26 protein-coding genes are annotated in these 23,273 nt (G+C 40.1%); 20 read left to right on the forward strand and 6 right to left on the reverse strand.

All coding sequences use genetic code 11. From position 1 onward, the window contains the following. Positions 1-8 precede the first annotated feature (8 nt). The 11 genes from fliQ (at position 9) to TY15_RS06525 (ending at position 10,959) form a co-directional block, all read left to right on the forward strand. Positions 9-278 carry a flagellar biosynthesis protein FliQ gene (gene fliQ / locus TY15_RS06475; protein ID WP_040209358.1) on the forward strand — a complete coding sequence of 90 codons (270 nt, stop codon included), beginning with the start codon at positions 9-11 and terminating at the stop codon, positions 276-278. A gap of 9 nt (positions 279-287) precedes the next feature. Beyond that, positions 288-1,058, forward strand: coding sequence for a flagellar biosynthetic protein FliR (gene fliR, locus TY15_RS06480; RefSeq protein ID WP_040209356.1), 771 nt, complete (start codon positions 288-290; stop codon positions 1,056-1,058). Between the two features lie 2 nt (positions 1,059-1,060). Further along, positions 1,061-2,149, forward strand: a complete 1,089-nt coding sequence (gene flhB / locus TY15_RS06485; protein WP_074432778.1) for a flagellar biosynthesis protein FlhB — start codon at positions 1,061-1,063, stop codon at positions 2,147-2,149. Continuing rightward, the gene (flhA, locus tag TY15_RS06490) at positions 2,146-4,179 is read left to right on the forward strand and encodes a flagellar biosynthesis protein FlhA (protein ID WP_040209353.1); all 2,034 of its coding nucleotides are present in this window, start codon (positions 2,146-2,148) and stop codon (positions 4,177-4,179) included. Before flhB ends, flhA begins: the two co-directional genes overlap by 4 nt. After that, positions 4,176-5,501: a flagellar biosynthesis GTPase FlhF gene (gene flhF, locus TY15_RS06495; RefSeq protein WP_040209352.1), complete on the forward strand. Its 1,326-nt coding sequence runs from the start codon at positions 4,176-4,178 to the stop codon at positions 5,499-5,501. Before flhA ends, flhF begins: the two co-directional genes overlap by 4 nt. A 1-nt stretch (position 5,502) precedes the next feature. After that, complete coding sequence (locus TY15_RS06500) at positions 5,503-6,414, forward strand: MinD/ParA family protein (protein WP_074432779.1); 912 nt, start codon at positions 5,503-5,505, stop codon at positions 6,412-6,414. A gap of 20 nt (positions 6,415-6,434) precedes the next feature. Then, the gene (locus tag TY15_RS23120; RefSeq protein WP_052353717.1) at positions 6,435-6,788 is read left to right on the forward strand and encodes a hypothetical protein; all 354 of its coding nucleotides are present in this window, start codon (positions 6,435-6,437) and stop codon (positions 6,786-6,788) included. Between the two features lie 35 nt (positions 6,789-6,823). Continuing rightward, positions 6,824-7,627, forward strand: a complete 804-nt coding sequence (locus tag TY15_RS06510) for a sigma-70 family RNA polymerase sigma factor (protein ID WP_042374207.1) — start codon at positions 6,824-6,826, stop codon at positions 7,625-7,627. A gap of 131 nt (positions 7,628-7,758) precedes the next feature. After that, positions 7,759-9,411 (forward strand): EAL domain-containing protein, encoded by a 1,653-nt coding sequence (locus tag TY15_RS06515; RefSeq protein ID WP_244440892.1) that lies wholly within the window; start codon positions 7,759-7,761, stop codon positions 9,409-9,411. A gap of 176 nt (positions 9,412-9,587) precedes the next feature. Continuing rightward, positions 9,588-9,905 carry a PilZ domain-containing protein gene (locus tag TY15_RS06520; protein ID WP_142305404.1) on the forward strand — a complete coding sequence of 106 codons (318 nt, stop codon included), beginning with the start codon at positions 9,588-9,590 and terminating at the stop codon, positions 9,903-9,905. Between the two features lie 115 nt (positions 9,906-10,020). Next, positions 10,021-10,959, forward strand: coding sequence for a manganese-dependent inorganic pyrophosphatase (locus tag TY15_RS06525; RefSeq protein ID WP_040209349.1), 939 nt, complete (start codon positions 10,021-10,023; stop codon positions 10,957-10,959). A gap of 32 nt (positions 10,960-10,991) precedes the next feature. Here TY15_RS06525 and TY15_RS06530 read toward each other — a convergent pair whose 3' ends face one another. Next, entirely contained in the window at positions 10,992-11,549 is a 558-nt protein-coding gene (locus tag TY15_RS06530; RefSeq protein ID WP_040209347.1) for a DUF3231 family protein, read from the reverse strand. Positions 11,550-11,706: 157 nt separating this feature from the next. Then, positions 11,707-12,267, reverse strand: a complete 561-nt coding sequence (locus TY15_RS06535; protein ID WP_052353719.1) for a hypothetical protein — start codon at positions 12,265-12,267, stop codon at positions 11,707-11,709. 200 nt (positions 12,268-12,467) lie between these two features. Between TY15_RS06535 and TY15_RS06540 the strand changes: the two genes are divergently transcribed. Further along, positions 12,468-13,040, forward strand: a complete 573-nt coding sequence (locus TY15_RS06540; protein ID WP_040209346.1) for a DNA-3-methyladenine glycosylase I — start codon at positions 12,468-12,470, stop codon at positions 13,038-13,040. Between the two features lie 91 nt (positions 13,041-13,131). Here TY15_RS06540 and TY15_RS24625 read toward each other — a convergent pair whose 3' ends face one another. After that, positions 13,132-13,293, reverse strand: coding sequence for a hypothetical protein (locus tag TY15_RS24625; RefSeq protein ID WP_179301873.1), 162 nt, complete (start codon positions 13,291-13,293; stop codon positions 13,132-13,134). A 309-nt stretch (positions 13,294-13,602) separates the two neighbouring features. Between TY15_RS24625 and TY15_RS06545 the strand changes: the two genes are divergently transcribed. The 3 genes from TY15_RS06545 to TY15_RS06555 all read left to right on the forward strand — a co-directional run bounded on the left by TY15_RS06545 (position 13,603) and on the right by TY15_RS06555 (position 15,454). Beyond that, positions 13,603-14,259: a TetR/AcrR family transcriptional regulator gene (locus tag TY15_RS06545; RefSeq protein ID WP_040209345.1), complete on the forward strand. Its 657-nt coding sequence runs from the start codon at positions 13,603-13,605 to the stop codon at positions 14,257-14,259. Positions 14,260-14,318: 59 nt separating this feature from the next. Next, positions 14,319-15,023, forward strand: coding sequence for a GTP pyrophosphokinase (locus TY15_RS06550; protein ID WP_096911920.1), 705 nt, complete (start codon positions 14,319-14,321; stop codon positions 15,021-15,023). Positions 15,024-15,118: 95 nt separating this feature from the next. Beyond that, positions 15,119-15,454, forward strand: a complete 336-nt coding sequence (locus TY15_RS06555; RefSeq protein ID WP_040209343.1) for a metal-sensitive transcriptional regulator — start codon at positions 15,119-15,121, stop codon at positions 15,452-15,454. Positions 15,455-15,509: 55 nt separating this feature from the next. Here TY15_RS06555 and TY15_RS06560 read toward each other — a convergent pair whose 3' ends face one another. After that, on the reverse strand, positions 15,510-16,784 hold the full coding sequence (locus tag TY15_RS06560; RefSeq protein ID WP_040209342.1) for an MFS transporter: 1,275 nt from the start codon (positions 16,782-16,784) through the stop codon (positions 15,510-15,512). 587 nt (positions 16,785-17,371) lie between these two features. Here TY15_RS06560 and TY15_RS06565 point away from each other — a divergent pair. The 3 genes from TY15_RS06565 to TY15_RS06575 all read left to right on the forward strand — a co-directional run bounded on the left by TY15_RS06565 (position 17,372) and on the right by TY15_RS06575 (position 20,063). Continuing rightward, the gene (locus TY15_RS06565; RefSeq protein ID WP_179301872.1) at positions 17,372-18,193 is read left to right on the forward strand and encodes an alpha/beta hydrolase; all 822 of its coding nucleotides are present in this window, start codon (positions 17,372-17,374) and stop codon (positions 18,191-18,193) included. A gap of 139 nt (positions 18,194-18,332) precedes the next feature. Next, positions 18,333-18,827, forward strand: coding sequence for a flavodoxin domain-containing protein (locus TY15_RS06570; RefSeq protein ID WP_040209340.1), 495 nt, complete (start codon positions 18,333-18,335; stop codon positions 18,825-18,827). Between the two features lie 207 nt (positions 18,828-19,034). Then, the gene (locus TY15_RS06575; RefSeq protein WP_040209339.1) at positions 19,035-20,063 is read left to right on the forward strand and encodes an ATP-grasp domain-containing protein; all 1,029 of its coding nucleotides are present in this window, start codon (positions 19,035-19,037) and stop codon (positions 20,061-20,063) included. Positions 20,064-20,105: 42 nt separating this feature from the next. Here TY15_RS06575 and TY15_RS06580 read toward each other — a convergent pair whose 3' ends face one another. Continuing rightward, positions 20,106-20,480, reverse strand: a complete 375-nt coding sequence (locus tag TY15_RS06580; RefSeq protein WP_040209338.1) for a nucleotide excision repair endonuclease — start codon at positions 20,478-20,480, stop codon at positions 20,106-20,108. Positions 20,481-20,814: 334 nt separating this feature from the next. Here TY15_RS06580 and TY15_RS06585 point away from each other — a divergent pair, with 334 nt between their 5' ends. After that, complete coding sequence (locus TY15_RS06585; protein WP_040209337.1) at positions 20,815-21,396, forward strand: TerD family protein; 582 nt, start codon at positions 20,815-20,817, stop codon at positions 21,394-21,396. Positions 21,397-21,595: 199 nt separating this feature from the next. Beyond that, positions 21,596-21,991: a hypothetical protein gene (locus TY15_RS06590; RefSeq protein ID WP_040209335.1), complete on the forward strand. Its 396-nt coding sequence runs from the start codon at positions 21,596-21,598 to the stop codon at positions 21,989-21,991. A gap of 58 nt (positions 21,992-22,049) precedes the next feature. Here TY15_RS06590 and TY15_RS06595 read toward each other — a convergent pair whose 3' ends face one another. Continuing rightward, on the reverse strand, positions 22,050-23,111 hold the full coding sequence (locus tag TY15_RS06595; protein WP_081799349.1) for a putative glycoside hydrolase: 1,062 nt from the start codon (positions 23,109-23,111) through the stop codon (positions 22,050-22,052). Positions 23,112-23,273: the final 162 nt, after the last annotated feature.

Here is a 23,273-nt window from a genome sequence, read left to right on the forward strand (position 1 = left end):
TGTTGTTCATGACCACGGAAATGGTCTTACGGATTGCTCAAGAATCCATCTATACGATCTTAATCGTTATTGCACCCGTTGTGGGGATCGCTCTCATCATTGGTTTAGTGGTGAGTATCTTTCAAGCGGCGACGCAAATTCAAGAACAGACACTTGCTTTTGTCCCAAAAATTGTCGCCGTATTTCTATCAATCCTCTTTTTTGGACCATGGATGCTCCGGCATGTCGTTGAATTTACCCAAAGCTTATTGGGAAACCTGTCCCAATTTGTGGGTTAGGTGAGCGCTATGGATATCTCTTTTTGGTTAAGTGCCTTACTTATCTTTGTTAGAATCTCGTCTTTTATGGTGTCAGCGCCCCTGTTTTCGGGTCGGCAAATTCCCAACCAATATAAAGTTGGTTTGAGTGTGGCCCTAAGTTTCCTTTGTGCAGGAGTGGTTGATGAACCGATTGAGTCGTTATCACAATGGATGTTAATGGTCTTAATTCTAAAGGAATTTTTAGTGGGGATTGTCCTTGGTCTAGTGGCTAGTATTTTGTTTTACTCTGTCCAAATGGCCGGGGCACTGATTGATCTGCAAATTGGTTTTGCGATGGCTACGATGTTTGATCCAACCTTTCAAACGAGTACACAACTAACAGGACGGTTTAAAAATATCTTAGCTATTTTGGTTTTACTATCGATTAATGGCCATCATCTCTTAATCCAGGGGGTTTTAGCAAGCTTCGATTGGATTTCACTCCAGTCACTAATCCCTGATTGGACGGACGGGCGTCTGTCTTCGTTTGTGCTAGAAAGTGTGAAGCAGATGTTTATGATTGGATTTCTAATGGCTGCGCCGATTACAGGAACGATGTTTATCGTCGATATCGCGATTGGCATTCTGTCGCGGACGGTGCCGCAATTGAACATCTTATCAATTGCGCCGCCGCTTAAAATTATGCTCTACTTTGTGCTCTATATGTTTCTATTACCAAGCTTTATCTATTTGTTAAATATCTTATTTGAAACCATGTTTGGGTCCATGTCATCAATCATGAAAATAATGGGGGCATAAGCATGCTGCTTCGTTTAGATTTACAATTATTTTCTGGTGAAAAAACTGAAAAAGCGACCCCTAACAAACGCCGGGAAGCTAAAAAAAAGGGACAGGTTGTCAAGAGCATGGAGGTTTCCTCTGCGTTGACGCTGTTACTTTCCTTTTCCTTTTTGATGATAGGCGGAAAGACGTTAGTGGAGGGGTGCATTTCGATTTATCGTCGCTCCTTCCAAGAATATATGCTCTGGGATCTTACCGAAGCGAACACCAGGGTGCTTTTTAATCAGTTAGTGTTTGATGCGGCTAAATTGGTCGCGCCATTGCTAGGAATTGCATTGATTGCTGGGCTGGTGGCCAATTTTGCCCAGGTTGGTTTTATGTTAAATCCGTTGAAATTTAGCTTTAGTAAGATGAACCCATTATCAGGGTTGAAAAACATGTTTTCACTGCGGTCACTAGTCGAATTATTTAAATCTTTATTGAAAATAATCCTAACAGGCCTGATTGTTTTTTTCGTGATTTGGAAGAAAAAAGAAGAGTTACTGTTGATTGGGCAGAAAAGTATTTTTGATTCTGCAAGATTTATAGGTTCATTGATCATTCAAATTGGTCTTGCTGCTGCGGCCTGCTTAGCAGTGATTGCGGCCGCTGATTATTTATACCAGAAATATGAATATGAAAAAAAACTGAAAATGTCGAAACAGGACATTAAAGATGAATATAAAAAACAAGAAGGGGATCCACATATTAAGGGTCAAAGACGGGCCAAGCAGCGGGAGATGTCGATGAATCGGATGATGCAGGAAGTACCAAAAGCCGATGTCGTTATTACCAACCCTACTCATTTCGCTGTCGCGATCCGTTATGATTTTAATACCATGGATTCACCTATCGTCATCGCAAAGGGTCAGGATCATGTGGCCTTAAAAATTAAAGAAATTGCAAAGGAACATAAAATAATGACGGTTGAAAATAGACCAGTAGCACGTGCCTTATTTGCTGCAGTGGAAATCGGCGAACCGATTCCTGAGGATATGTTTAATGCTGTCGGTGAAATTTTAGCGTTTGTCTACTTCCAAGAAGGTCGGTATAAGGGGATGATGTCATGAGGGCAAAAGATATTTCCGTGTTATTTGTAGTGATATTAATTGTGGCAATGATGATCATTCCAATGCCACTTTTATTATTGGATTTTCTGTTGATTTGTAATATTTCTGTCTCACTGATGATCTTATTGGTGGCGATGAATACGAAGGAACCGCTGGAGTTCTCTATTTTTCCAACGGCGATTCTTTTGACCACTTTATTCCGACTTGCTCTAAACGTTTCAACGACTCGCTCGATCTTGTCAAATGCCGATGGTGGACATGTCATCGAAACGTTTGGTTCATTTGTAATCGGCGGCAGTCCGGTAGTCGGTTTCGTTGTCTTCCTCATCCTCGTTGTAATCCAATTTTTGGTTATCACCAAGGGATCGGAACGGGTGGCGGAAGTTGCCGCACGATTCACATTGGATGCCATGCCTGGTAAGCAAATGAGTATTGACGCCGATATGAACGCCGGCTTAATTAGTGAACAAGATGCCAGGGCACGACGCAAGAAGGTCGAAATGGAATCAGACTTTTACGGTGCGATGGATGGTGCCAGTAAGTTTGTGAAAGGGGATGCGATTGCGGGAATTATCATCCTCCTTATTAACGTTATTGGTGGATTCGCAATCGGGATGGCGATTCACGGCATGGGTTTTGCAGAAGCTGCGAGTACCTTTACCCTTTTATCAGTAGGGGATGGCTTGGTCTCCCAGGTCCCAGCCTTGCTTATTTCAACAGCCACTGGTATTACAGTAACACGTGCCGCATCTGAAGGAAATTTAGGGACCGATATTATCGGGCAAATTTTTAACTATCCTAAATTGCTTTATATTGTAGCCGGAACGATCTTTATTTTTGGTTTATTAACCCCGATTGGACTTGTCCTAACTGTTCCTGTCGCTGGGATTTTGGCCTTTAGTGCTTTTACTATAAGTAAAAATACGAAAAAAGAAGAGCTCCTCAGTGAACAAGAGGAAATGGAGAGTGTCGAGGATGATCTTCGAAGTCCGGAAAAGGTTATCAACCTGCTCCAAGTGGATACGTTGGAATTAGAGATTGGTTATGGTCTTATTCCGTTAGCTGACCAAAAACAAGGTGGCGACATCCTCGACCGGATTGTGATGATACGACGCCAATTTGCGCTGGAATTAGGACTGGTGATTCCAACGATCCGGATTCGTGATAATTTACAGCTGCCACCCAATCAATATTCATTAAAATTCCGTGGAAATCGAATTGCTTCTGGTGAAGTTTTTCTAGATCATTTTCTGGCCATGAATCAAGGGGCCGATGCCGATGGAATTGAGGGAATTCAAGTGATTGAGCCATCGTTTGGCTTGCCAGCTGTTTGGGTGAGCATGGAAGCGAAACAAAGAGCTGAGCTCTTAGGCTATATGATTGTCGACCCTCCATCGGTGATTGCCACGCATTTAACTGAGGTATTGAAGCAATATGCGCACCAATTACTTCGTCGAGAAGAAGCGAAGGAATTAATTGATAATCTGAAAGAAACGCATCCGAACTTGGTGGATGAACTGGTGCCTAACTTGTTAACGGTTGGAGATATTCAGAAGGTATTACAAAACCTACTACGTGAACAAATTTCCATCCGCGATCTTGCGTCTATTTTTGAAACATTGGCAGATTACGCATCCTATACGAAGGAACCTCGGGTTTTAACCGAATATGTCCGTCAGTCACTGACACGACAAATTACTGAACAATATGCAGACGAAGGTGTGATTCATGTCTTGACTGCTGGGGCAACCTTAGAAAAAGGGATTTCCGATAGTATCCAGCAGGCGGAAACAGGTATGTACTACTTATCGATGGATCCGCAAATGTCGCGCAAAATTACAGAACAGCTAAAAACTGAAATTGAGCATGTGCTGAAGGCTGGCGGTCAGCCAATCTTCTTAACATCGCCATCGATTCGCATGTACTTGAAGCAGTTTGTCGATAAAGTTTTGCCGACTGTCCCAGTTCTTTCTTACACAGAATTGGAGCCGGATATTGAGATCCAAAGTATTGGAGTGGTGAACATATGAAAACCAAGAAAATCATAGCAGAAACAATGCCCCTTGCCTTAAAAATGGTTCGGCAGCAGTTAGGGGATAATGCCATTATCGTGAATACAAGGACGATTAAAACGGGCGGGCTATTTGGTTTATTTACGAAACAAAAATATGAAGTGACAGCTTATTCGGTTGATAAAGAGCAGGCCAATCCAGAGCCGCCAACCTTTGCCAAGGAACTAAAAGAAAAAATTGAGCTGAATTACTTAGAGAAACAAGTTTCGATAACGCCGAAGGAAGAGGAACCGACTAATTCCGGCTTTCATAAGAAACCGCAACAGCTTTATCAATACTATTCGCAAACGCCGGCTGATATAGACAAAGCAGCGGTGGAACCTGCGAAACCAGCAAGGGAGCCAGTAAGATCGGTCATAGAGCCAACAAGACCGGTACTTGAGCCAGCAAGAGGGACGGGAAACGATGAAACCTTGCTGAACGAAATCAAGCATATGCGAAAAATGATGATGAACTTCATGATGAATGAGCAACAGGAAAATCACTTGCCTCCTGGCTTAACGAAGTGGGTCAATCGTATGAAGCAACAGGGTGTCAATGCTGACATTATTGAACATATGGTCAATGCGGTCTTGAAAAAGCATGAGTCCATTCAAGACTTGGATGACAACGTGATAAAGCAGGAAGTCTTTTCGATTGTGACCAATATGTTTGAGATGCGGATTGTGAAAAATAATACTGTTGAGGAACAAACTCGCATGATCAATGTGATTGGTCCAACAGGGGTTGGAAAAACGACATCGATTGCGAAGTTAGCCACAGAACAAGTATTGAAGCAAAAACGCCGTGTGGCGATGATTACGACTGACGTTTATCGGATTGCAGCTGTTGAACAATTGAAAACCTATGCGGCCATCTTGAATGTACCGATTGAAGTGGTCCGTTCGGCGAATGAACTAGAAAGTACATTGAAGAAGCTTGAACACTATGACCTTATCTATATGGACACGACCGGTCGTAACTATAAAGAAATCAAAAATCGGGAAACGATCCATGAATTTATTCATCACCCGATTAAGAGTGAAAATTATTTAGTATTAAGTTTGACAACGAAGTACGAGGATTTGCAACTATTATTGAATGAATTTTTGGACAGCCCGATTCAAAAATTGATTTTAACAAAATTTGATGAAACCTCAAGCTATGGTTCGATTTTAAATATCGCCTACCAATATCCTTATCAATTAGCCTATATCACCAATGGCCAAAGTGTTCCGGAAGATATTATTCCGATCGATGCCGGCATGCTGACGAGGTATCTGCTAGGAGAGGATCAATAATATGGATCAGGCACAAAGTTTACGAGAATATATGCTTCGATTTAATGGCCAGCAGGAGCAACAGCAGGAACCTATCCCCAAGCAGCCAGATGGAACTCATTCGGCACGTGTGATCACGATTACGAGTGGTAAAGGAGGGGTAGGAAAGTCAAATTTCAGCCTTAACTTTGCACTTGGCTTAATCGCAGCAGGGAAAAAGGTGGTTGTCCTCGATGTGGATTTGTCGACTGCCAATATCAATATTCTTATGGGGGTAACGCCTCGGTTTACTTTGGCAGATGTCCTTCGTCAACGGAAATATATTTGGGATGTATTGGAAAAAGGCATAGGTGGAATTGAGTATATTGCCGGGGGACTTGAAGTAGAAGATCTATTACAGTTAGATGAACGAATGCTTGCCTTTTTTTGGAGTCAAATCCAGGCATTGCAAAGCTATGCTGATTTTATCTTACTTGACACCGGTGCTGGAATTTATAAGGAATTGGTTGATTTTATCATTGCTTCAGATGAAACCATCGTGGTAACAACTCCAGAACCTACAGCCATGGCTGATTCTTATGCCGTTATTAAAACAGTTCTGCAATATACGAAACAAATTCCAAGGTTTCGTCTAGTAGTTAATCGTGCTCAAAACTATCGAGAAGCTGTCGAGACGTCTAGAGCAATGAAAAATGCCTGTAGTCAGTTTTTAAAAATAAGTTTGGGGACCCTCGGCTTTGTGATGGAGGATGTCCATGTTCGAAACTCAGTTCGTGCACAAATGCCTTTTTATCTTTCCTATCCGAACTGTGAAGCAGCTAGAAACATTAAGCAAATCGTCCAAGCCTATTTGCCGGAAATGGAAGATATGGCTACAAGTTCCCCAAAAGGAATCCGTGGTTTTTTTGAAAAAATTTTTTTACTTGGTAAATAGTTAGTAAGGGAGGGAACGATATGGCTGCAAGCTGGCGTGTGAATGTTCTATTGGGATTTTTCGCGTTCCTGTTTACCTTTCTTTTTTCAATGGTTAATAACACATGGCAAACATCATTGATCAGAGCAGGATTCGGTTTTCTTCTCTTTTTCCTGTTAGGCTACATGGTGCGCCTTGGAATGTATCAAAACATTGCTAAGAAAAATCCTGATCTTGATCAAACTGACATGACAAATAGGATAGGGAAACAGCAAGTTGAACAGAGTCATCAAGGCGAAAAGGTCTCAAAGGATCAACCATCGTTTCAATCGATTCCACTTGGTGCTATACATCACGGGGTGAACGAAAATGAGCCTAAACAAATCTCGCATTAAACTGTTGATAACCGAAAAATCAGGAGGGATAACGCTTGAGACCTGCTATCAAAGAAACGATTCCGCATAATCTTATCTGGAAAAAGTATCGTGAAAACCAAGATTCACATTCACAGGAATATCTTGTCAAACAGTTTGCCCATCTTGTTGAGCAAATGGCCAATCGCATGAGCCAAAGTATCCCCGGGCGGATTATTCCCAAAGAGGATTTAATTGGGTTAGGCTATATTGGTTTAATGGAAGCCATCCAAAAATTTGATTATAATAAAGGATATCAATTTGAGACGTATGGATTGTGGCGGATTAAGGGGGCCATGCTCGATGGAATCCGTAAGCTTGACTGGGTGCCAAGAGGCTTACGTGATAAGGCGAAACAATTAAATAACGCCTATCGTCAGCTGGAGCAATCCTTAATGAGATCACCATCGGAAGCAGAGCTTAGCCAATTCTTAGATATGCCTCTAGAAGAGGTTGAACAGGCAATGGCGGCTTTATCCGTCTCGACGCTCGTATCATTGAATGAACCAGTTGGTGGGAATGATGAGGAAGGCAAGCAGCAAAGCCGTGTCGACCAAATTAAGGATGGTCAATCAGTCTCCCAAGAACAGCAAATGCAAATGGCTGAATTCCGCAAGCTGATTGCTGCGAGTATTGATAAAATGCCGGAGAAGGAAAAGTTAGTCATCTCGTTGTTATATTATGAAGGATTAACACAAGTAGAAATTGCAGAAGTTTTAAACCTGACGAAGGGGAGAATCTCGCAAATCCATTCCCAAGCCATTCTTCGCTTAAGACGAGGGTTTGAAGCAAAGGGTTTTTCACTAGATTCCTTTATGTAATCGTTAGATCCGCACTCTTATCAAATAAGGGTGTTTTTTTGTATTTGAAATTAAACAATTGTTCGCTTTTTCCGATAACAATGATGGAGGTCTATCCAAAAAATATTACATAGGAAGAAATGGTGTTGCAAGTGAAAACTACGTTTGAAGTAAATCCTCTTTTCAAAATTTATAAGTCACTTTTTGATTACCACCATGATGCCTGTTTCGCTTTAAATTTGGAAGGTAACTTTATTATGTTTAATGATGCAGCCGTGAAGTTAACAGGGTATTCAAAAGAAGAGGCACTTCAAATGTCTTTTATGCCACTAGTCGAGAATCATGCCATTGATGGGGTTTTTCAACTTTTTGAAAGGATCGTTCAAGGAAATCATGAAAGCTTTAGCACGACGATTCAGACCAAACAAGGAAAAGACGTAACGATATTTTGTTCTACCATTCCCATCGTGATGGATGATAATAGGGTCTTGGCAATCGTTGGGACAGCTCGGAACACTTTGAGTTCCCATGATGATTTAACAGGTATGCCTAACAGACAACAATTTGAAGAGAAAGTAACGATTGCGATTAATCTTTATAAAAAACCACAGGGGAAGCTTCTAGGGATGATGTATCTTGACCTAGATCGTTTCCGACTGATCAATGAGCACCTGGGCTACCACATTGGCGATAAATTGTTAACCCGTGTCTCGCAGCGGATCAATTCGTGCATCCGGAATAATGATGTTGCGGCAAGACAGGGAAGTGATGAATTTCTTATTTTATTAAATAATGTATCAAGGCAGGAGATTTCCTTGATTGCCAAGCGGATATCCAATACATTCGTCAAGCCATTTATGATTGAAGGTCATGAAATCTTCATTACCCCGAGCATTGGCATTAGTCTGTATCCACCCGATGCCGACAACGCTGATGATCTGATTAGAAAAGCGGATATCGCGATGGATCAAGCGAAAAAAGAAGGAAGAAACAATGCTCAATTTTATCATTTAAAGCTTGAAAAAAAGATTTCTGACCGTTTAGAGATTGAAAATGAATTAAGAAAAGCGATTGAAAAAAATGAATTTATTCTCCATTATCAGCCGATTATTGATCTTGGGAAAAATGAGATTACTGGGGTCGAGGCTTTAATTCGCTGGGAAAATCCTTTTCGTGGGAAGGTACCACCTGATAAGTTTATCCCTATTGCCGAAGAAACGGGAATGATTATTCCGATTGGAGAAATGGTGTTAAAAAAGGCATGTATGCAAATGAAACAGTGGCAGGATAGCGGTTTATTTCTGTCCACGATTTCTGTGAACATCTCCATTCGCCAATTCTATCAACCAAATTTGGTACCAATGATCTCGCAAATTATCAACGAGACCGCGATTGATCCGAAATCGCTTACGATTGAAATTACAGAAAGTATGACGATGGATGTGGAAAAAGCCTCAAAGATTTTACATGATTTAAAAGGGTTGGGCGTGAATATTTCAATTGATGATTTTGGGACGGGATATAGTTCGCTTAGTTATTTAAAAAAGTTCCCGATTGATTATTTAAAAATAGATCGGTCCTTTATTAACGATATAGCGAAAAATAAAGACGATGAGAATATCGCTACAACCATTCTGTTAATGGCTCAGAATCTTGGGTTAAGTGTAATTGCTGAAGGCGTGGAGACTAATGATCAATTGGGGATTCTTCGCGAGAATCGTTGTGACGAAGCACAAGGCTTTTTATTTAGTAAACCATTAGCCGAGGATGAAATGAAGCAGCTTCTATCGCCATCACGTCAGTAGATGTTCATAGTATGAATGTTTGATTCATATGAGTAAGGTGAAAAATCTTGGATAACCATCTTAAACTTTTACTCATGCCACCTTTAATATGCTACAATAGTATACTGGAAGAAGCTGGTTTTAAGGCGAAGGTGGCGTGAACCACCATATATTTTTTTATGGGGTGTTTAATCTTGGTGAATATCTCTGAGCGTCGATATTATGAGAGAATGGTATTTAAGGATCCGATTCAGGCTACCATTGAAACCATTACATTATATCCTAAACAAATGTTGTGTCAGATCCTGGTTCTTGATATGAGTGCTGGTGGAATAAAATTTGTTAGTAAGTTTGAATTTGATGTAAGTTTTATTGATATATACAAACTGACTGTTATGATAAATAATCAAGACATCTTGGTATTTGGAAATATAATTCGAAGAAAGAAGTTAACTGCTGACATTTTTGAATACTCGATGAAATTTAATTTTAGTTTTAGCCCAAAACCAAACTAAAGGTTATTGGACTGAAGCAAAAAAATATTTAGTTTTGATTCTAGTCATCATTTCCTTTATAATTTTGATAGGAATAGTATGTCCTACATAATTTTATATGATTGGGAGTAGTAGCATGGAAAAAGTACTTATATTTGGTCATAAAAATCCGGATACGGATACAATTTGTTCTGCAATCGCTTATGCAGACTTGAAAAAACAATTGGGCATGGACGTTGAGCCAGTTCGCTTAGGTCAAATTAATGGAGAAACACAATTTGCCCTTACCCAATTCAACGCTGAGGTTCCTCGTCTTGTTGAAGCGGTGGCTTCAGAAGTGAATACTGTAATTTTAGTCGATCATAATGAGCGCCAGCAAAGCGCCAATGATATTGCTGATGTTCGTGTTCTTGAAGTAATTGACCATCACCGGATCGCTAACTTTGAAACAAGCGATCCATTATATTACCGCTGCGAGCCAGTGGGATGTACAGCAACCATTTTAAATAAAATGTACAAAGAGAATGGCAAGGAAATGAAGAAAGAAATTGCTGGTTTAATGCTGTCTGCGATTATTTCTGATTCTTTACTATTCAAATCACCAACCTGTACGCCAGAAGATGTAGCAGCTGCGAAAGAATTAGCTGCAATTGCGGGTGTTGATGCTGAAAGCTATGGTTTAGAAATGTTGAAAGCCGGTGCTGACGTTCGTGACAAATCCGTAGCAGAGCTTCTAAGCCTTGATGCGAAAGGCTTTGAAATGGCTGGCAGTAAAGTAGAAATTGCCCAAGTGAACGTGGTTGACACTGCTGATGTTCTTTCACGTCAAGAAGAAATTGAAGCAGCCATTACTAAGATCATCGAAGAAAAGAACCTTGATTTATTCCTATTTGTGGTAACCGATATATTAACAAATGATTCTGTTGGTCTAGCGCTAGGGTCGAATGCGGCTGCAGTGGAAAAAGCTTATAATGTAACACTATTGAATAACACTGCAACCTTGAAGGGTGTCGTATCTCGTAAAAAACAAATCGTACCAGTTCTAACTGACATTTTTAATAAAGGTGAATTTTAAACAAAAACCCGTCCATGCGCTCGCATGGACGGTTATTTAGTTGTGTCCTGTGGTGAGCCTGGTGGAGAATAGAAGGGAGGAGTAATGATCCACCCACGCTTTTTCATCATGTTTTTAAAAGATGAACCATACTTGAATAATTCAACTTGGATTTGGAAGAGCATTTGACAAGCATCATTTCGGATACATACCCCTATGCCTTGTCCAATTAAGGTAATTTCTGCCGCAATCTTAGTAGATACCAAATTAGCTAGTTCCCTATCAGTATATTTCACCCCAAGCGGCACCGAATTTGGGTCTGATTTTGGTTTATCTTCCGAAGCTGCGGGCAGGGGGACGCCCTCCTTGATAAAAAAGTTCCTGAGCCGTTTCGCCACTTCTTTTGCTGATTGCTCGCCATTGGTTAAGGCGTGAATGAGGTCAGGGTCAGTCGTAGTGTTAAGACCTAATTGATAGACAATAATCCCCTCTTCAATTAACGTTAGTAAAAGCCATAGATGGGAAACCTCGCCAATATGGAGAGGATGTTTATCCATGCCGTCAACGATTGGCACGAACAGATCTTTCATGGATTCAAACATATTTGTCATAGAAAGCCTCCTGTTTTTTCGATTGGAAATGGATAGATGACATTACCATAATGCCCCTTTATAGCCTGTACATAATTCGAATTTTTATTTCCAATTATTTTACAAATAATAAAAAGGTTCACGACCCGATCAGCAGTGAACCTTTTGTTCAGTACTATTACTCTTGAGGAGGTTGATTTTCTTCTTTCTTTTGATTCAACAAGAAAAAGGTTAATGGATGGTCGGAGCCTGTCATTAATTTATACACATAGGAAGAGGTTAGTTTATAGCCGTCGTCTATTTTCGTTGCTAAATAGTTGGTCCGTTCAAATATAATCGAGCGGATGTGATTGAGTTGGCGTGATAATTTATCCAATAGGGCGTCTTGTTTGTCGAGCCGTTTTAAGATCCCGCCATGTATTTCCTTTTGTTTTGCCATTTTTACGGCGACTTCTCGTTGTAATTCCAGTTGCTCATTCATTATAGTGGATAATAGGTGGGTGGTTTCCTCCTGTTTTCCCAACTGGCTTGCCATTGTCTCATAATGCTCACTTAACTGAATTATTTTGTCTCCAAGCTCATGTTTCAACATTTGGTTAAGTAATTTATTGATTTCTTGCTGCTCAGTCATAAATGCACTCAGTTCATTCTTTCTTACTAATGATTGATTGGGTTCATTTAGTTTCTCCGTATTTTTATACATTTCCGGATGCACAAGTTTATTGATGAATAATCCCATACCTCACTCCGCCCTTTTGAATTTATTATGATAGTTTATGCCTGATCAATGGGGGAGGGGACATATTTGGGCAGGAAATGACACGTTGATTTCCGCTCCAATCAACATATATACCTTTTTTAATGGAACTATGTAATACTAAAGAGGAGATTCGACATGCCCTGGTAAGGGTGAATTGAATGATAAGGAGTGGGAGATACATGAATAGATGCGGATGGGTTAATCAAGATCCACTATATATCAATTACCATGATCAGGAATGGGGTGTGCCTGTTTATGATGATCGGCTGTTGTTTGAGTATTTAAATCTCGAAGGCGCCCAAGCAGGACTAAGCTGGTATACGATTTTAAAAAAACGGGAGAATTACCGCATTGCCTTTGATCATTTTGATGTAGAGAAAATCATCCACTATAAGGAAGAAAAAATAGAAGAGCTTTTACATAATGAAGGGATTGTCCGCAATAAGTTGAAAGTCAATGCAGTCATTACGAACGCAAAGGCATACTTACGGGTCGTGGAGGAATTTGGTTCTTTTCATACCTATATTTGGTCATTTGTTGGTGGCAAGCCGATTCAAAATCATTTTAAATCAATGAGTGAGGTTCCGGCCACGACGGAAATCAGTGATCAATTAAGTAAAGATTTAAAGAAACGTGGTTTTAAATTTGTCGGCTCGACGATTTGTTACGCCTTTATGCAGGCAGTAGGCATGGTGAATGACCATATTGTCACCTGTGACTGTTATCAAAAAGTAGAATCGAAGGTAAACTAAAAATCTGGTTAGTGCTGAAGCATACTGACAAAATACAACAGGAAAGCCCATCATAAATGTGATGGGCTTTTTTCTGCTGATAATCCATACATTATTTTGTTGGTTTTTCGATCATGAAATCGGAAGCAGGGATCGGAATTATTTTTCCACCTATTTGGACATGAACGGTATCGTTGAATATGGCTTTTACAATTCCCTTTAACGAAATAGTTGAATTAACAGAGATTTTTTTTGAGTCAGATTGATTGGCCAAAAGGATCAACACCCTCCAATGATTTTGTTATTCGTGTATGGCGATGAAAAATAATTCGTAATCAAGATAATATACATTATTCGAATAAAAAATTGAAATTCCTGCTTATTGGATCATACTTTATGAGAAAAATGAAGAAAAAATTGTTCATGCTACTCTCATATAGTTTGCAAGGGGTGTTCAACAATCATATGAGGATAACATGAACCATAGTTCAATTATCAACTAAATTTTGTTGTCTGTCAATAAAAACATGAACTATGGTTCAAATTAAAAAAACATGGTATGATAGGATCGAGGTGATAAATAATGCCAGACGGTGAAGATAAACTGGTTGGTGAATTTCCATTTTTCCCAAAACAGGAACGTGCACAACAAAAAAGAAAAGCGTTGATTGATAGTGGCTATGCTTTGTTTAATTCCAAGGGCTATGATCTGACAACAGCAAAGGAAATCGCCTCGCATGCAGGGGTAGCAACCGGAACCTTTTACCGCTATTTTTCAGATAAACGGCAGCTGTTACTGTCACTACTTGAGGATAAATTAGAAAACTTTCTCCCTCCAGAGCCAAGCTGGATTGCCGGTGATCCAGAAACGGTATTGATTTCATTACTTGAGACCCATTATAAACGGCTGGAAGAAGTGGGACTCCATCGTGTCTTGCCTGAGTTGATCGCAAAAGACCCTGAGCTTGCAGACGTATTAGGAAAGGCAAGACGGAAAATCCATGAAAGTATTACTTCTGGCTTACAACAAGCTCAGGAACAGGGATTAACTTGGTCGGATATGGATGTGGATACGCTCTCCTGGGCCATCATGGTTTTAGTGGAGAATGGACCAGACAAAGAAAACCAATGCGGAAGAAAGATTGATTGTAAGGAAATGGCTAGTTTGATTTGCCGAATGGTTTTTCCACCTGAAGTATTAAAACAATTACGAAAGCAAGAGATAGAAATACAAGAATAAGTTGACACTTGGACAACTTGAGAGGATGTTACTGCTTGAAAATCGATCATGGATTTGATATGAAAGAACTAAAAGCACTTAAAGTTGAACTGACGAGGTTCATGATGGCCTATAAGTTTGCTTTGGACGAGATGAGTACGAAAATAAATATCTTAAAAGATGAGTTTAATTATATTCACGACTACAATCCAATAGAACATATAAAATCACGTTTAAAATCGCCAGAAAGTATTGTCAAGAAAGTGTATCGAAAAGGTTATGATTTTTCTTTAGCAGCCATCAAAGATAATATAAGGGATATTGCTGGAATCAGAATTACCTGTTCGTTTATTTCGGATATATATGAATTGAGTAAGATGATTGCCAATCAAAAAGACGTTCGGGTGGTCGATTATAAGGATTATATTAAGAATCCCAAACCAAACGGTTATCAAAGTCTACACCTCATTTTAGAAATTCCCATCTTTATGTCTGACCGTGAGGAATTAACGTTTGTAGAAGTTCAAATTCGGACAATTGCTATGGATTTTTGGGCGAGTCTAGAACACAAAATTTATTATAAATACAACAAGGAAGTCCCTCAGCATATGATTCAGGAACTAAAAGATGCAGCCACCATGGCAGGACAGCTGGATCGTAAAATGGAACAACTTCACAAGGATATCTCGGCTTTCAAACAAGCAGAGTCTGAAAAAGAACAACTATTATTTCCAAAGGACCAAACTCCCTTTTCATTTTTAGAAACGATTGTCAATAAGCTATAAACCAAAGCCCATCATCTATTGGATAGTGATGGGCTTACTTACGTCGCTTTACGATACGGGGGTATGATATAATGAGGCAAAAAGGAGGCGGTTTAATGCCACTAGAAGGAGAACAGTTGGACAATTCCTGTTGTGGAGTCGAAGGCGGTCAGCGGAAAAGCCATCATTCAGATAAGGTCAAAAATAATTTGGTTACAAGGCTTAACCGGATTGAAGGGCAGATTCGTGGCATTAAAGGATTGATTGAGAAAGATACGTATTGTGATGATGTCATTCATCAGATCTCAGCCACCCAATCGGCTCTCAACAGCGTAGCCAAAATCTTATTGGAAGGCCATATGAAGAGCTGCGTGGTGGAAAGAATCCAAGAAGGGGATTATGAAGTCTTGGATGAGGTCTTGGTGACGATTCAGAAATTAATGAAAAAATAATAGAAAAGAATGAAGGAAAAGGAAGACCTGTCAGCTGAGGTCTTCCTTTTCCTTTTTAAGCTGAGAATGTATTTGTTTTGGCAGAATTGGTATCCTCGGGAACACGCAATAGGAGCAGACCACCAATGATGAATAAAATGATTAAACTAAAAACACCGCTATTGGTATTACCGGTTATCTGGGCCGTTAAACCAACTAAAAAGGGGCCTAAAATAGCCGCAAATTTATAAAAAATGCTGTAAAAGCCAAAAAATTCATTGGCACTATCCTTTGGAACAAGTTTCGCAAAGAATGAGCGGCTTAATGCTTGAATTCCGCCTTGAGATGAACCGACGAGCATAGCAAGAATCCAGAAGTCCAATGTCGTTTTTAAGAAATAGGCATACGTACAAATGATGATATAAACGACAATCCCCACTAACAACATCGTTTTCCCCCTAAATTTATCAGCAAGTTTGCCATAGAGAATTGCAAACGGAGCCGCTACCACCTGAGTCGCGAACAAGATAATCAAAAGGTTGGTAGATGAAATGCCTAAATCCGACCCGTAGGCAGTCGACATGGTGATAATCGTATTCACCCCATCAATGTAAAAGAAATACGCCAGTAAAAATAAGAAAAGCGGGCGATACAGCCGAATTTTTTTTAACGTTGTGAATAGCTGCTTGAACCCATTAACTACAGGGTTTGGCACACGTTCTTTATAATAAACCTGTTTCACATTTTTCAACATTGGGATGGTAAACAAGCCCCACCATAAGGCGGTAATGGCAAATGCCGCCTGACTAGCGACAGTGACTGAAAGAGGGAGGATGCCTTCCTGTGATAAAAGTATGAGAGCAATTCCAAGAATAAACGGTATCGTACTCCCAATATAGCCCATTGCAAACCCTTTTGAAGAAATCTGATTCATGCGCTCCTCTGATGTGACATCCACCAGGAAGGCATCGTAAAAAATATTAGTCCCACCAAATCCTATGACGGTCACCATATAACAGATCAACAGGAGCAGCCATTGGTTGCTTGGGACAACAGCAAGTAATAAGGTGAAAATAATGCCAAGCGCAAAGAAAAAGGTAAAAAAGCGTTTTTTGAAGCCTTTAAAATCGGCAATGCTCCCTAAAATAGGGGCACAAAGTGATATCAGTAGTGTTGCCAGCGAATTGGCATAGCCCCAATAAGCAGTCGACAGCGAACCAGAGAGGCCTGCTTGGTTCGCGGCCGCTTTAAAATATAACGGAAAAATGGCAGTGGTAATGAGGATCGAATAGGCAGAGTTTGCCCAATCATAGAACACCCAGCTTTTCTCTTGCTTTGACATCCGGCGCATGTAATATCCCCTCCATAAAAAGTTATAAATGCAACATTTCTTCGATGACCCTGCCATCTGTGTTTCCTAAAATTACGCCAAGAAGTCCTGCGAATGTCGGGCCTCAGTAATAGTTGAAGTATCGTATTTGTCTTTCATATAAATATATGCAGCCCCATCACAACTTTTACAATAGGCCTTCCAATTAATTAGTTTTCCATTATGAATGGTTGTGATCAGATGCTTCTTATGTAATAAAACATTGGGCTAATGGCCTTCTGTTCATCAACAACCTCCACATAAAATGTTCTAGTTAAGATCATTGTACTATAGGAAGACCGAAATGGAAGAATTGTTACAGAATATTTACAATGTTTTTAAAAAGGGTACGAAAATCAGGATTTCCTCATTGGTTGGGGATATGTATTAATGGTTTTACGAGTATAATGAAATTAGCAACATTTGGATAAAGTGAAACTTCAATCAGTTCAAAATGATGGATAAGGGAGTTAGGGGTCATGCCAAGTCTTCGGAGTCATTTTTTTGAAAGGGCGATTAGGTTATCGGTGCGGAGGGCGGTGAGAAAAGGGGTAAGGAGTAAAGGAATTGTGGAACAGCGGCAAATGTTAGACGCGGCAGCAAGAAAACTCGCGAGGCTCCCAACAAACTGTCGGGTGACATCCGAAAATATTGACGGGTTACATGCAGAGTGGCTATTTTTTGCCGGTGCTAGGGAGGATCAAGTCATTCTCTATTTACACGGCGGCGGCTATGCCTTATGCTCGGCTAATACCCATCGACCGCTTGCCGCCAGAATTGGGAAGGCAGCGGGGGTGAAGGTGCTTTTTCCGGAGTATCGATTGGCTCCGGAACATCCGTTTCCTGCTGCAATAGAAGATGCTGTTAGTGCATATAGGTGGCTTTTGGATCATGGGCATCAGCCTGCACAGATTATTTTTGCCGGAGATTCGGCAGGAGGAGGCTTATGCCTAGCAACGGCTCTCGTGTTACGAGATCAGAATATGCCGCTTCCTGCAGCTCTAGTTTGTCTGTCACCATGGGTCGATTTAACAAGCAGCGGAGAAAGCTATCGAAAAAATAATACGTTAGATCCGTATTTGAACCTGAAGGTTGTCAAACAAGCGGTCCGTATGTATGCTGGAGATCACCCATATGATCATCCACTTATATCACCCATATTTGCTGATTTAACTGGCTTGCCTCCTTTGTTCATTCAAGTAGGAAACCATGAAATTTTGCAAAGTGATGCAGAAGCGCTCGCCGCACGAGCTCGAAGCGTGGATGTGGAGGTGACGATCAAGGTTTGGAAAGGTATGTGGCATGTTTGGCAAATTAGTGGTGATATACTTCCTGAAGCAAGGAGAGCCATTCGGGAGATAGGGGGATTTATTAGGAAGTCTTTAAAATAATAGAAAAGTTGTCATAATATTGCCAACTTTACTACATGCAGGTGTAATAAAAGAACTTATAATGAAATGGAGGATCATGACAGCCCAGCCTTTCCGTTTGTCACTCGGCTGGTTTTTTTATGAAGGAGGAGTTAATAGCATGAAAAGTTTAATTGTGTATTGCTCGTCCCATGGGACTACAGAAAAAGTGGTTGGCATTTTAAGTGAACATCTGGACGGGGAAGTTGTGTCAGTCGATTTAAAAAGGGATAAAACAACTTTTGACCTTAACGATTTTGATGCCGTCATGATCGGTGGTTCGATTCATGCTGGGCAGATTCAACGAAGTATTAAAAAATTCATCCATTCTTATCATGTCGACTTAATGGAGAAACGATTAGGTCTCTTTCTCGTCTGTATGCGCGAAGGTGAAATGGCAGTAGAACAATTTAACAATGCCTTTCCAGTGGAATTGCGAAAGAATTCGGACGCGATGGGATTGTTTGGCGGCGAATTCCTAGTGTCTAAAATGAATTTTTTTGAACGACAAATTGTAAAAAAAGTCGATGGAATTATCTCCGACCAATCCAAGTTAGATGTTGAAGCAATTATCGAGTTTGCTTCAAAAATGAATCCGTTGAAAAGCATGGTTTAGGTATAGTCTGTCTGTTAGAGTTGGACAAGGATTTGAAGAAATCAAGGATGAGAACGTTTCTGGTGTTGGTGCAGAAACGTTTTTTAATGGCATTTCACAGCATACATAGGTAAAATCTCGAGTGGACATAGTGAAATTTGATTATAAAATGGAGCATGTTAGTCCATAATGAAAAAGGTCTTAACTACAACTAGAAAGAGGATTTAGATGAAGATTTGGTTTAATCGTTGGTTTACCACCGTTTCACATTATATTGATATGATTCGAGATAATGAAGATCATCGGGAATTTACGATTTATGGAACACATCCGAATAAAGATGCATTATATCTCCAAAATTGTGATTACGCATTTGTCGAGCCCGACATTTCTGGGGAAGAATATATAAAGTTTTGCCTTGATTTTTGTCATAAACATAAGATTGATCTGTTTATCCCTCGAAAAGAAAATGTTCTTATTTCTAAGCGATTAGGAGAGTTTGAAGCATTGGGAGTCAAGGTGCTTGTTTGTCCCGATGCTAGTCTTATGGAGAAGTTAGATAATAAAGCGGCCGCGTATCAGACCTTATTAATGAGGGAGCCAATTTTTTCTATTCCTGATTATTATGTTGTCAACACGATTGCTGATTTTGAAAAGGCGTATAAATTGCTTAGGGATAAAGGCCATGAAGTTTGTTTCAAACCAGTGATTGGTGAAGGGGCGAATGGTTTTCGAGTGATTAAGGATGAAATTGACTCGATTAGTCAACTGTTTCATCAGGGAATTGGTTATCGGATTTCGTACAACCATGCTTGTGACATATTACGGCAGCAGGAAACCTTCCCCGACTTAATGGTGTTGGAGTATTTAGACGGTCGTGAGTATAGTATTGACTGTGTTTCTTCGCAAGATCAGTTACTCACTGCGATTCCTCGAATGAAAGGAGATGGACGGGTACGCGAGTTGGTGGAGAGTGTTGAGCTGATCCAGCTGGCTCATCGGTTTCATCAAGCCTATAAATTGCCTTATGTGTTTAATATCCAGGTGAAATATAGTAAAGGCGTTCCCAAGCTATTGGAGATCAATCCTCGGATGAGTGGCGGCATGCATGTTAGTTGTCTTTCCGGAATCAACCTCCCCTATACGGCGATTAAGGTTTTATTAGGGGAGCAAGTTGGTCCATTACGGCCACAGTTCGGTATAAGGGCGAGTCATATTGAAAAAGAAATGATTTTAAAGTACGGAGATATTAGTTAGCAACAAAAAGAGCGGTTTCTTGGAAACCCGCTCTTTTGCATATTATTTATAGAAAACTTTGTCGATATTGTATTTGGCGTGCAGAGTATTGATGATGTAGGTTTCATAAATTTCTCTTTCCATGGGTTCTTCGACCGTAATGACGGCAATCTTATATACCTCATCACGATAGTTTTTGATCGGTGATACGGTATCTTCAAAATGGCGCTTCACTCGTGGACGTAACTTACGTGCTTTTCCTACAAAAAGCAAATCGTCATTGGCGTTGAAAAATAAAATGATGCCGCCTTTGTCTCTTGGGATTCTGTTGTAATTCGTAAAACCATATTCACTGCTAAGTGGTGCTTCCACTTTTTCACCAAGTTGTTTACTTTTCGTAATCACGATATCTGGATTTGGTATTTCAATTTTTATCATAAAAAAATCGCTCCCTGCTTAAAATAAACGGCAATTCTAGTTTTGCCAACAGTTCATTATAGCATAACCTTCCATTAGTGGTTTGACTTTCTTAATTTAACCATTTTTCACAATTCAAAACCTTTTATTTATGAGAGGTTTATTTTACTAGAAGGGGATTGCTGTAAATAGGGGGTAGTAAAAAACAGCTTATTTTTGTACACTGAAGGAAGGTATTGGTAGACTAGAGATATAGATGGTTCATATTGAAAGCGTATTATGTACTAAATCACAATGTGAGTGTCCTTCTATCCTTTTTTGAAGGTGACATAAAAAATTTTGAAAGGGTGTTAGTATGGCAATATCATTATCTAAAGGTCAAAAGGTTGATTTAACGAAAACCAATCCAGGGTTATCCAAGGTTGTCGTAGGTCTTGGCTGGGATACGAATCGCTATGATGGCGGGCAGGATTTCGATTTAGATGCAAGTATCTTTCTATTAAATGCCAATGGGAAGTGTGGGTCTGAACGAGATTTTGTATTCTATAATCAGCTCGAAGGCGGAAATGGTTCCGTTGTACATACAGGTGATAACCGTACTGGAGAAGGCGATGGCGACGATGAGCAAGTAAAAGTGAATCTAACAGCTGTTCCAGCCGAGGTCGAAAGAATCTCTTTTGTTATTACCATTCATGATGCAGAAGCACGCGCTCAAAACTTTGGACAAGTGTCAAATGCCTTCTGCCGAATTGTGAACGAAGAGACGAACCAAGAGATTATTCGCTATGACTTAGGGGAAGATTTTTCTATCGAAACAGCTATTATTGTTGGTGAACTCTACCGCCACAATGGTGAGTGGAAATTCTCAGCTGTTGGTTCAGGCTACCAAGGTGGACTAGCTCGCATCGCAACAGACTTCGGTTTAAACGTCGGATAAAAATTATCCAACTATAAAAAAAGGACAAGGAAGGGGCGTTAAAACGTCTCCACCTTGTCCTTTTTTCGATAACGGGAATGTGATTTTTAATGGAGATGATGAGAACTTTATGGTGGTTATTTCTGTTTACCCATAGTCGATTTTGATCATTTTATGGTAAAGTAGGTAGGTTAACAATTGGCTTGAGGTGAATAGAGAGATGAAGGTTTTGATGAAGACACAGCTTCTTTCGATAGGATTGGCCGTATTTTGGCTGCTATTCTTACTTGCTTTGGCATTTTTAGATCAACCTGATCGAGCACTACAATACATAAATTTATTTGTTTATGCATTTGCCCTTGTATTGGGGATGATCTATTTTCTATTAATAAAAAAAATCATTGGACGATACTGGTTAGCCCTTCCATTAATTCTCGTTCCATTTTTACTTATTTATAAACCATTGATGCAACCATTACTGGTTAAGATGGTAAGTGAGTACTATGGGGGCATGATCAACTTTCTAGCACTGTCCACCGGGGTGACATACCTGTTCGCCATCGGTTTTGGTTTGGCCCTAGGCATCTTATTTTCCAGACCGCAATTAAAAACTTAAGCATTGGATGAAAAAAAGGACAAATCCCGCTACTAACAAGGATTTGTCCTTTTTTCAGTTAGAAAGGAGTGTAATCGACGTTCGGTGTATAGACATTGGCCGCATTCCAAAGTAAATATTCCTGAACTCCTTGTTCGTGGAGGGCGCGAATTTGATCCTCAATTTCCTTCTTCCCATAAATCTTGTAATTCCCCTTGCCAAGCCAGGACGCAGTGAAATCCTGAAGCCATGGTCTAGATGTTGGCGGTTTAGGGAGTTGGTTCAACCGATTCTTTTCTACTTTGGCATATTCGCCCACAAGGCGGTATGGTTCTAAATCAGGTTTGGCGATGCCGAAATTTCCATTCCAATGACTGGGATAGATCATCGCCGAGATCACATCAATATGCTGTGCAATTTTTGAGAAATTTTGTCCAATCCCTGGTGCTTCTGGAATAATCGTAGTGTTTCCAAATGTGTCCACCGATACTTTTACCCCATAGGGCCGTAATTTTTCACTCGCATATTTAACGAAGGCTGTGACGGTATCAACACGATCTTTGCCATCTTTTTTCCCTGTGTACTGGAGTGCACCCTCGAAGGTTTCAAATTTTTCAGGAAACCGGACATAGTCAAATTGGATTTCCTTAAAACCAATCTTAACCGCTTCCAGCGCCATCCCAATCGTATAATCCCAAACTTCCTTTTGATATGGATTCGTGAAGGCGTCACCCCGGGAATTCCGCCAAATGCCGCGATTGGTTGTAAATGACCAGTTTGGATGGGTACTTGATAAGACATTATCTTTAAACACAACAATTCTGGCAATTGGGTAAATGTTATTTTCCGCTAGCGTGTTCATTAGGCTGTTGGCGTCTGAAATATAAGGTCGACTTGCTGCAAGATATGGTGAATTTTTTGCTGGAGTAAAAGTGAGATTACCATGGTCATCCTTAATATCAATGACCATCGCGTTCAAATCGGTTTGTTTGACGAGATCGAGCAATCTTTGAAATGGTGCACCCTTTGTGCTCGAGGCCTTTACATAAATCCCGCGAATGGGCACTTGATTAAGTTGAGCATTTGCAATTGGTGGACTAAGGGTGGAAATAGTAAGGAGAGCGATCATAAACATAACCATTTTCTGCAAACGATTCACAACCTTTTCGGTTTATTTAAAAAAAAGAAAGACTTCGAGAATTCTTCAGGGAAAATATTTTTCTTATTATGTTAACCCAGTTATTGAAAATCATTCGTATCGTTGAAATAGTTGTTATTATGTATAATTGAAGGGGAAGGAGTG

The sequence above is a fragment of the Neobacillus jeddahensis genome, from assembly GCF_000612625.1.
Classification (GTDB): domain Bacteria; phylum Bacillota; class Bacilli; order Bacillales; family Cytobacillaceae; genus Neobacillus; species Neobacillus jeddahensis.

Coding starts and splice junctions, on each gene's coding strand:
- fliQ (WP_040209358.1), top strand. CDS start 9: ATGACCACGGAAATGGTCTTACGGATTGCTCAAGAATCCATCTATACG.
- fliR (WP_040209356.1), top strand. CDS start 288: ATGGATATCTCTTTTTGGTTAAGTGCCTTACTTATCTTTGTTAGAATC.
- flhB (WP_074432778.1), top strand. CDS start 1,061: ATGCTGCTTCGTTTAGATTTACAATTATTTTCTGGTGAAAAAACTGAA.
- flhA (WP_040209353.1), top strand. CDS start 2,146: ATGAGGGCAAAAGATATTTCCGTGTTATTTGTAGTGATATTAATTGTG.
- flhF (WP_040209352.1), top strand. CDS start 4,176: ATGAAAACCAAGAAAATCATAGCAGAAACAATGCCCCTTGCCTTAAAA.
- TY15_RS06500 (WP_074432779.1), top strand. CDS start 5,503: ATGGATCAGGCACAAAGTTTACGAGAATATATGCTTCGATTTAATGGC.
- TY15_RS23120 (WP_052353717.1), top strand. CDS start 6,435: ATGGCTGCAAGCTGGCGTGTGAATGTTCTATTGGGATTTTTCGCGTTC.
- TY15_RS06525 (WP_040209349.1), top strand. CDS start 10,021: ATGGAAAAAGTACTTATATTTGGTCATAAAAATCCGGATACGGATACA.
- TY15_RS06530 (WP_040209347.1), bottom strand. CDS start 11,549: ATGACAAATATGTTTGAATCCATGAAAGATCTGTTCGTGCCAATCGTT.
- TY15_RS06535 (WP_052353719.1), bottom strand. CDS start 12,267: ATGGGATTATTCATCAATAAACTTGTGCATCCGGAAATGTATAAAAAT.
- TY15_RS06540 (WP_040209346.1), top strand. CDS start 12,468: ATGAATAGATGCGGATGGGTTAATCAAGATCCACTATATATCAATTAC.
- TY15_RS06545 (WP_040209345.1), top strand. CDS start 13,603: ATGCCAGACGGTGAAGATAAACTGGTTGGTGAATTTCCATTTTTCCCA.
- TY15_RS06550 (WP_096911920.1), top strand. CDS start 14,319: ATGAAAGAACTAAAAGCACTTAAAGTTGAACTGACGAGGTTCATGATG.
- TY15_RS06555 (WP_040209343.1), top strand. CDS start 15,119: ATGCCACTAGAAGGAGAACAGTTGGACAATTCCTGTTGTGGAGTCGAA.
- TY15_RS06560 (WP_040209342.1), bottom strand. CDS start 16,784: ATGCGCCGGATGTCAAAGCAAGAGAAAAGCTGGGTGTTCTATGATTGG.
- TY15_RS06570 (WP_040209340.1), top strand. CDS start 18,333: ATGAAAAGTTTAATTGTGTATTGCTCGTCCCATGGGACTACAGAAAAA.
- TY15_RS06575 (WP_040209339.1), top strand. CDS start 19,035: ATGAAGATTTGGTTTAATCGTTGGTTTACCACCGTTTCACATTATATT.
- TY15_RS06580 (WP_040209338.1), bottom strand. CDS start 20,480: ATGATAAAAATTGAAATACCAAATCCAGATATCGTGATTACGAAAAGT.
- TY15_RS06585 (WP_040209337.1), top strand. CDS start 20,815: ATGGCAATATCATTATCTAAAGGTCAAAAGGTTGATTTAACGAAAACC.
- TY15_RS06590 (WP_040209335.1), top strand. CDS start 21,596: ATGAAGGTTTTGATGAAGACACAGCTTCTTTCGATAGGATTGGCCGTA.
- TY15_RS06595 (WP_081799349.1), bottom strand. CDS start 23,111: ATGGTTATGTTTATGATCGCTCTCCTTACTATTTCCACCCTTAGTCCA.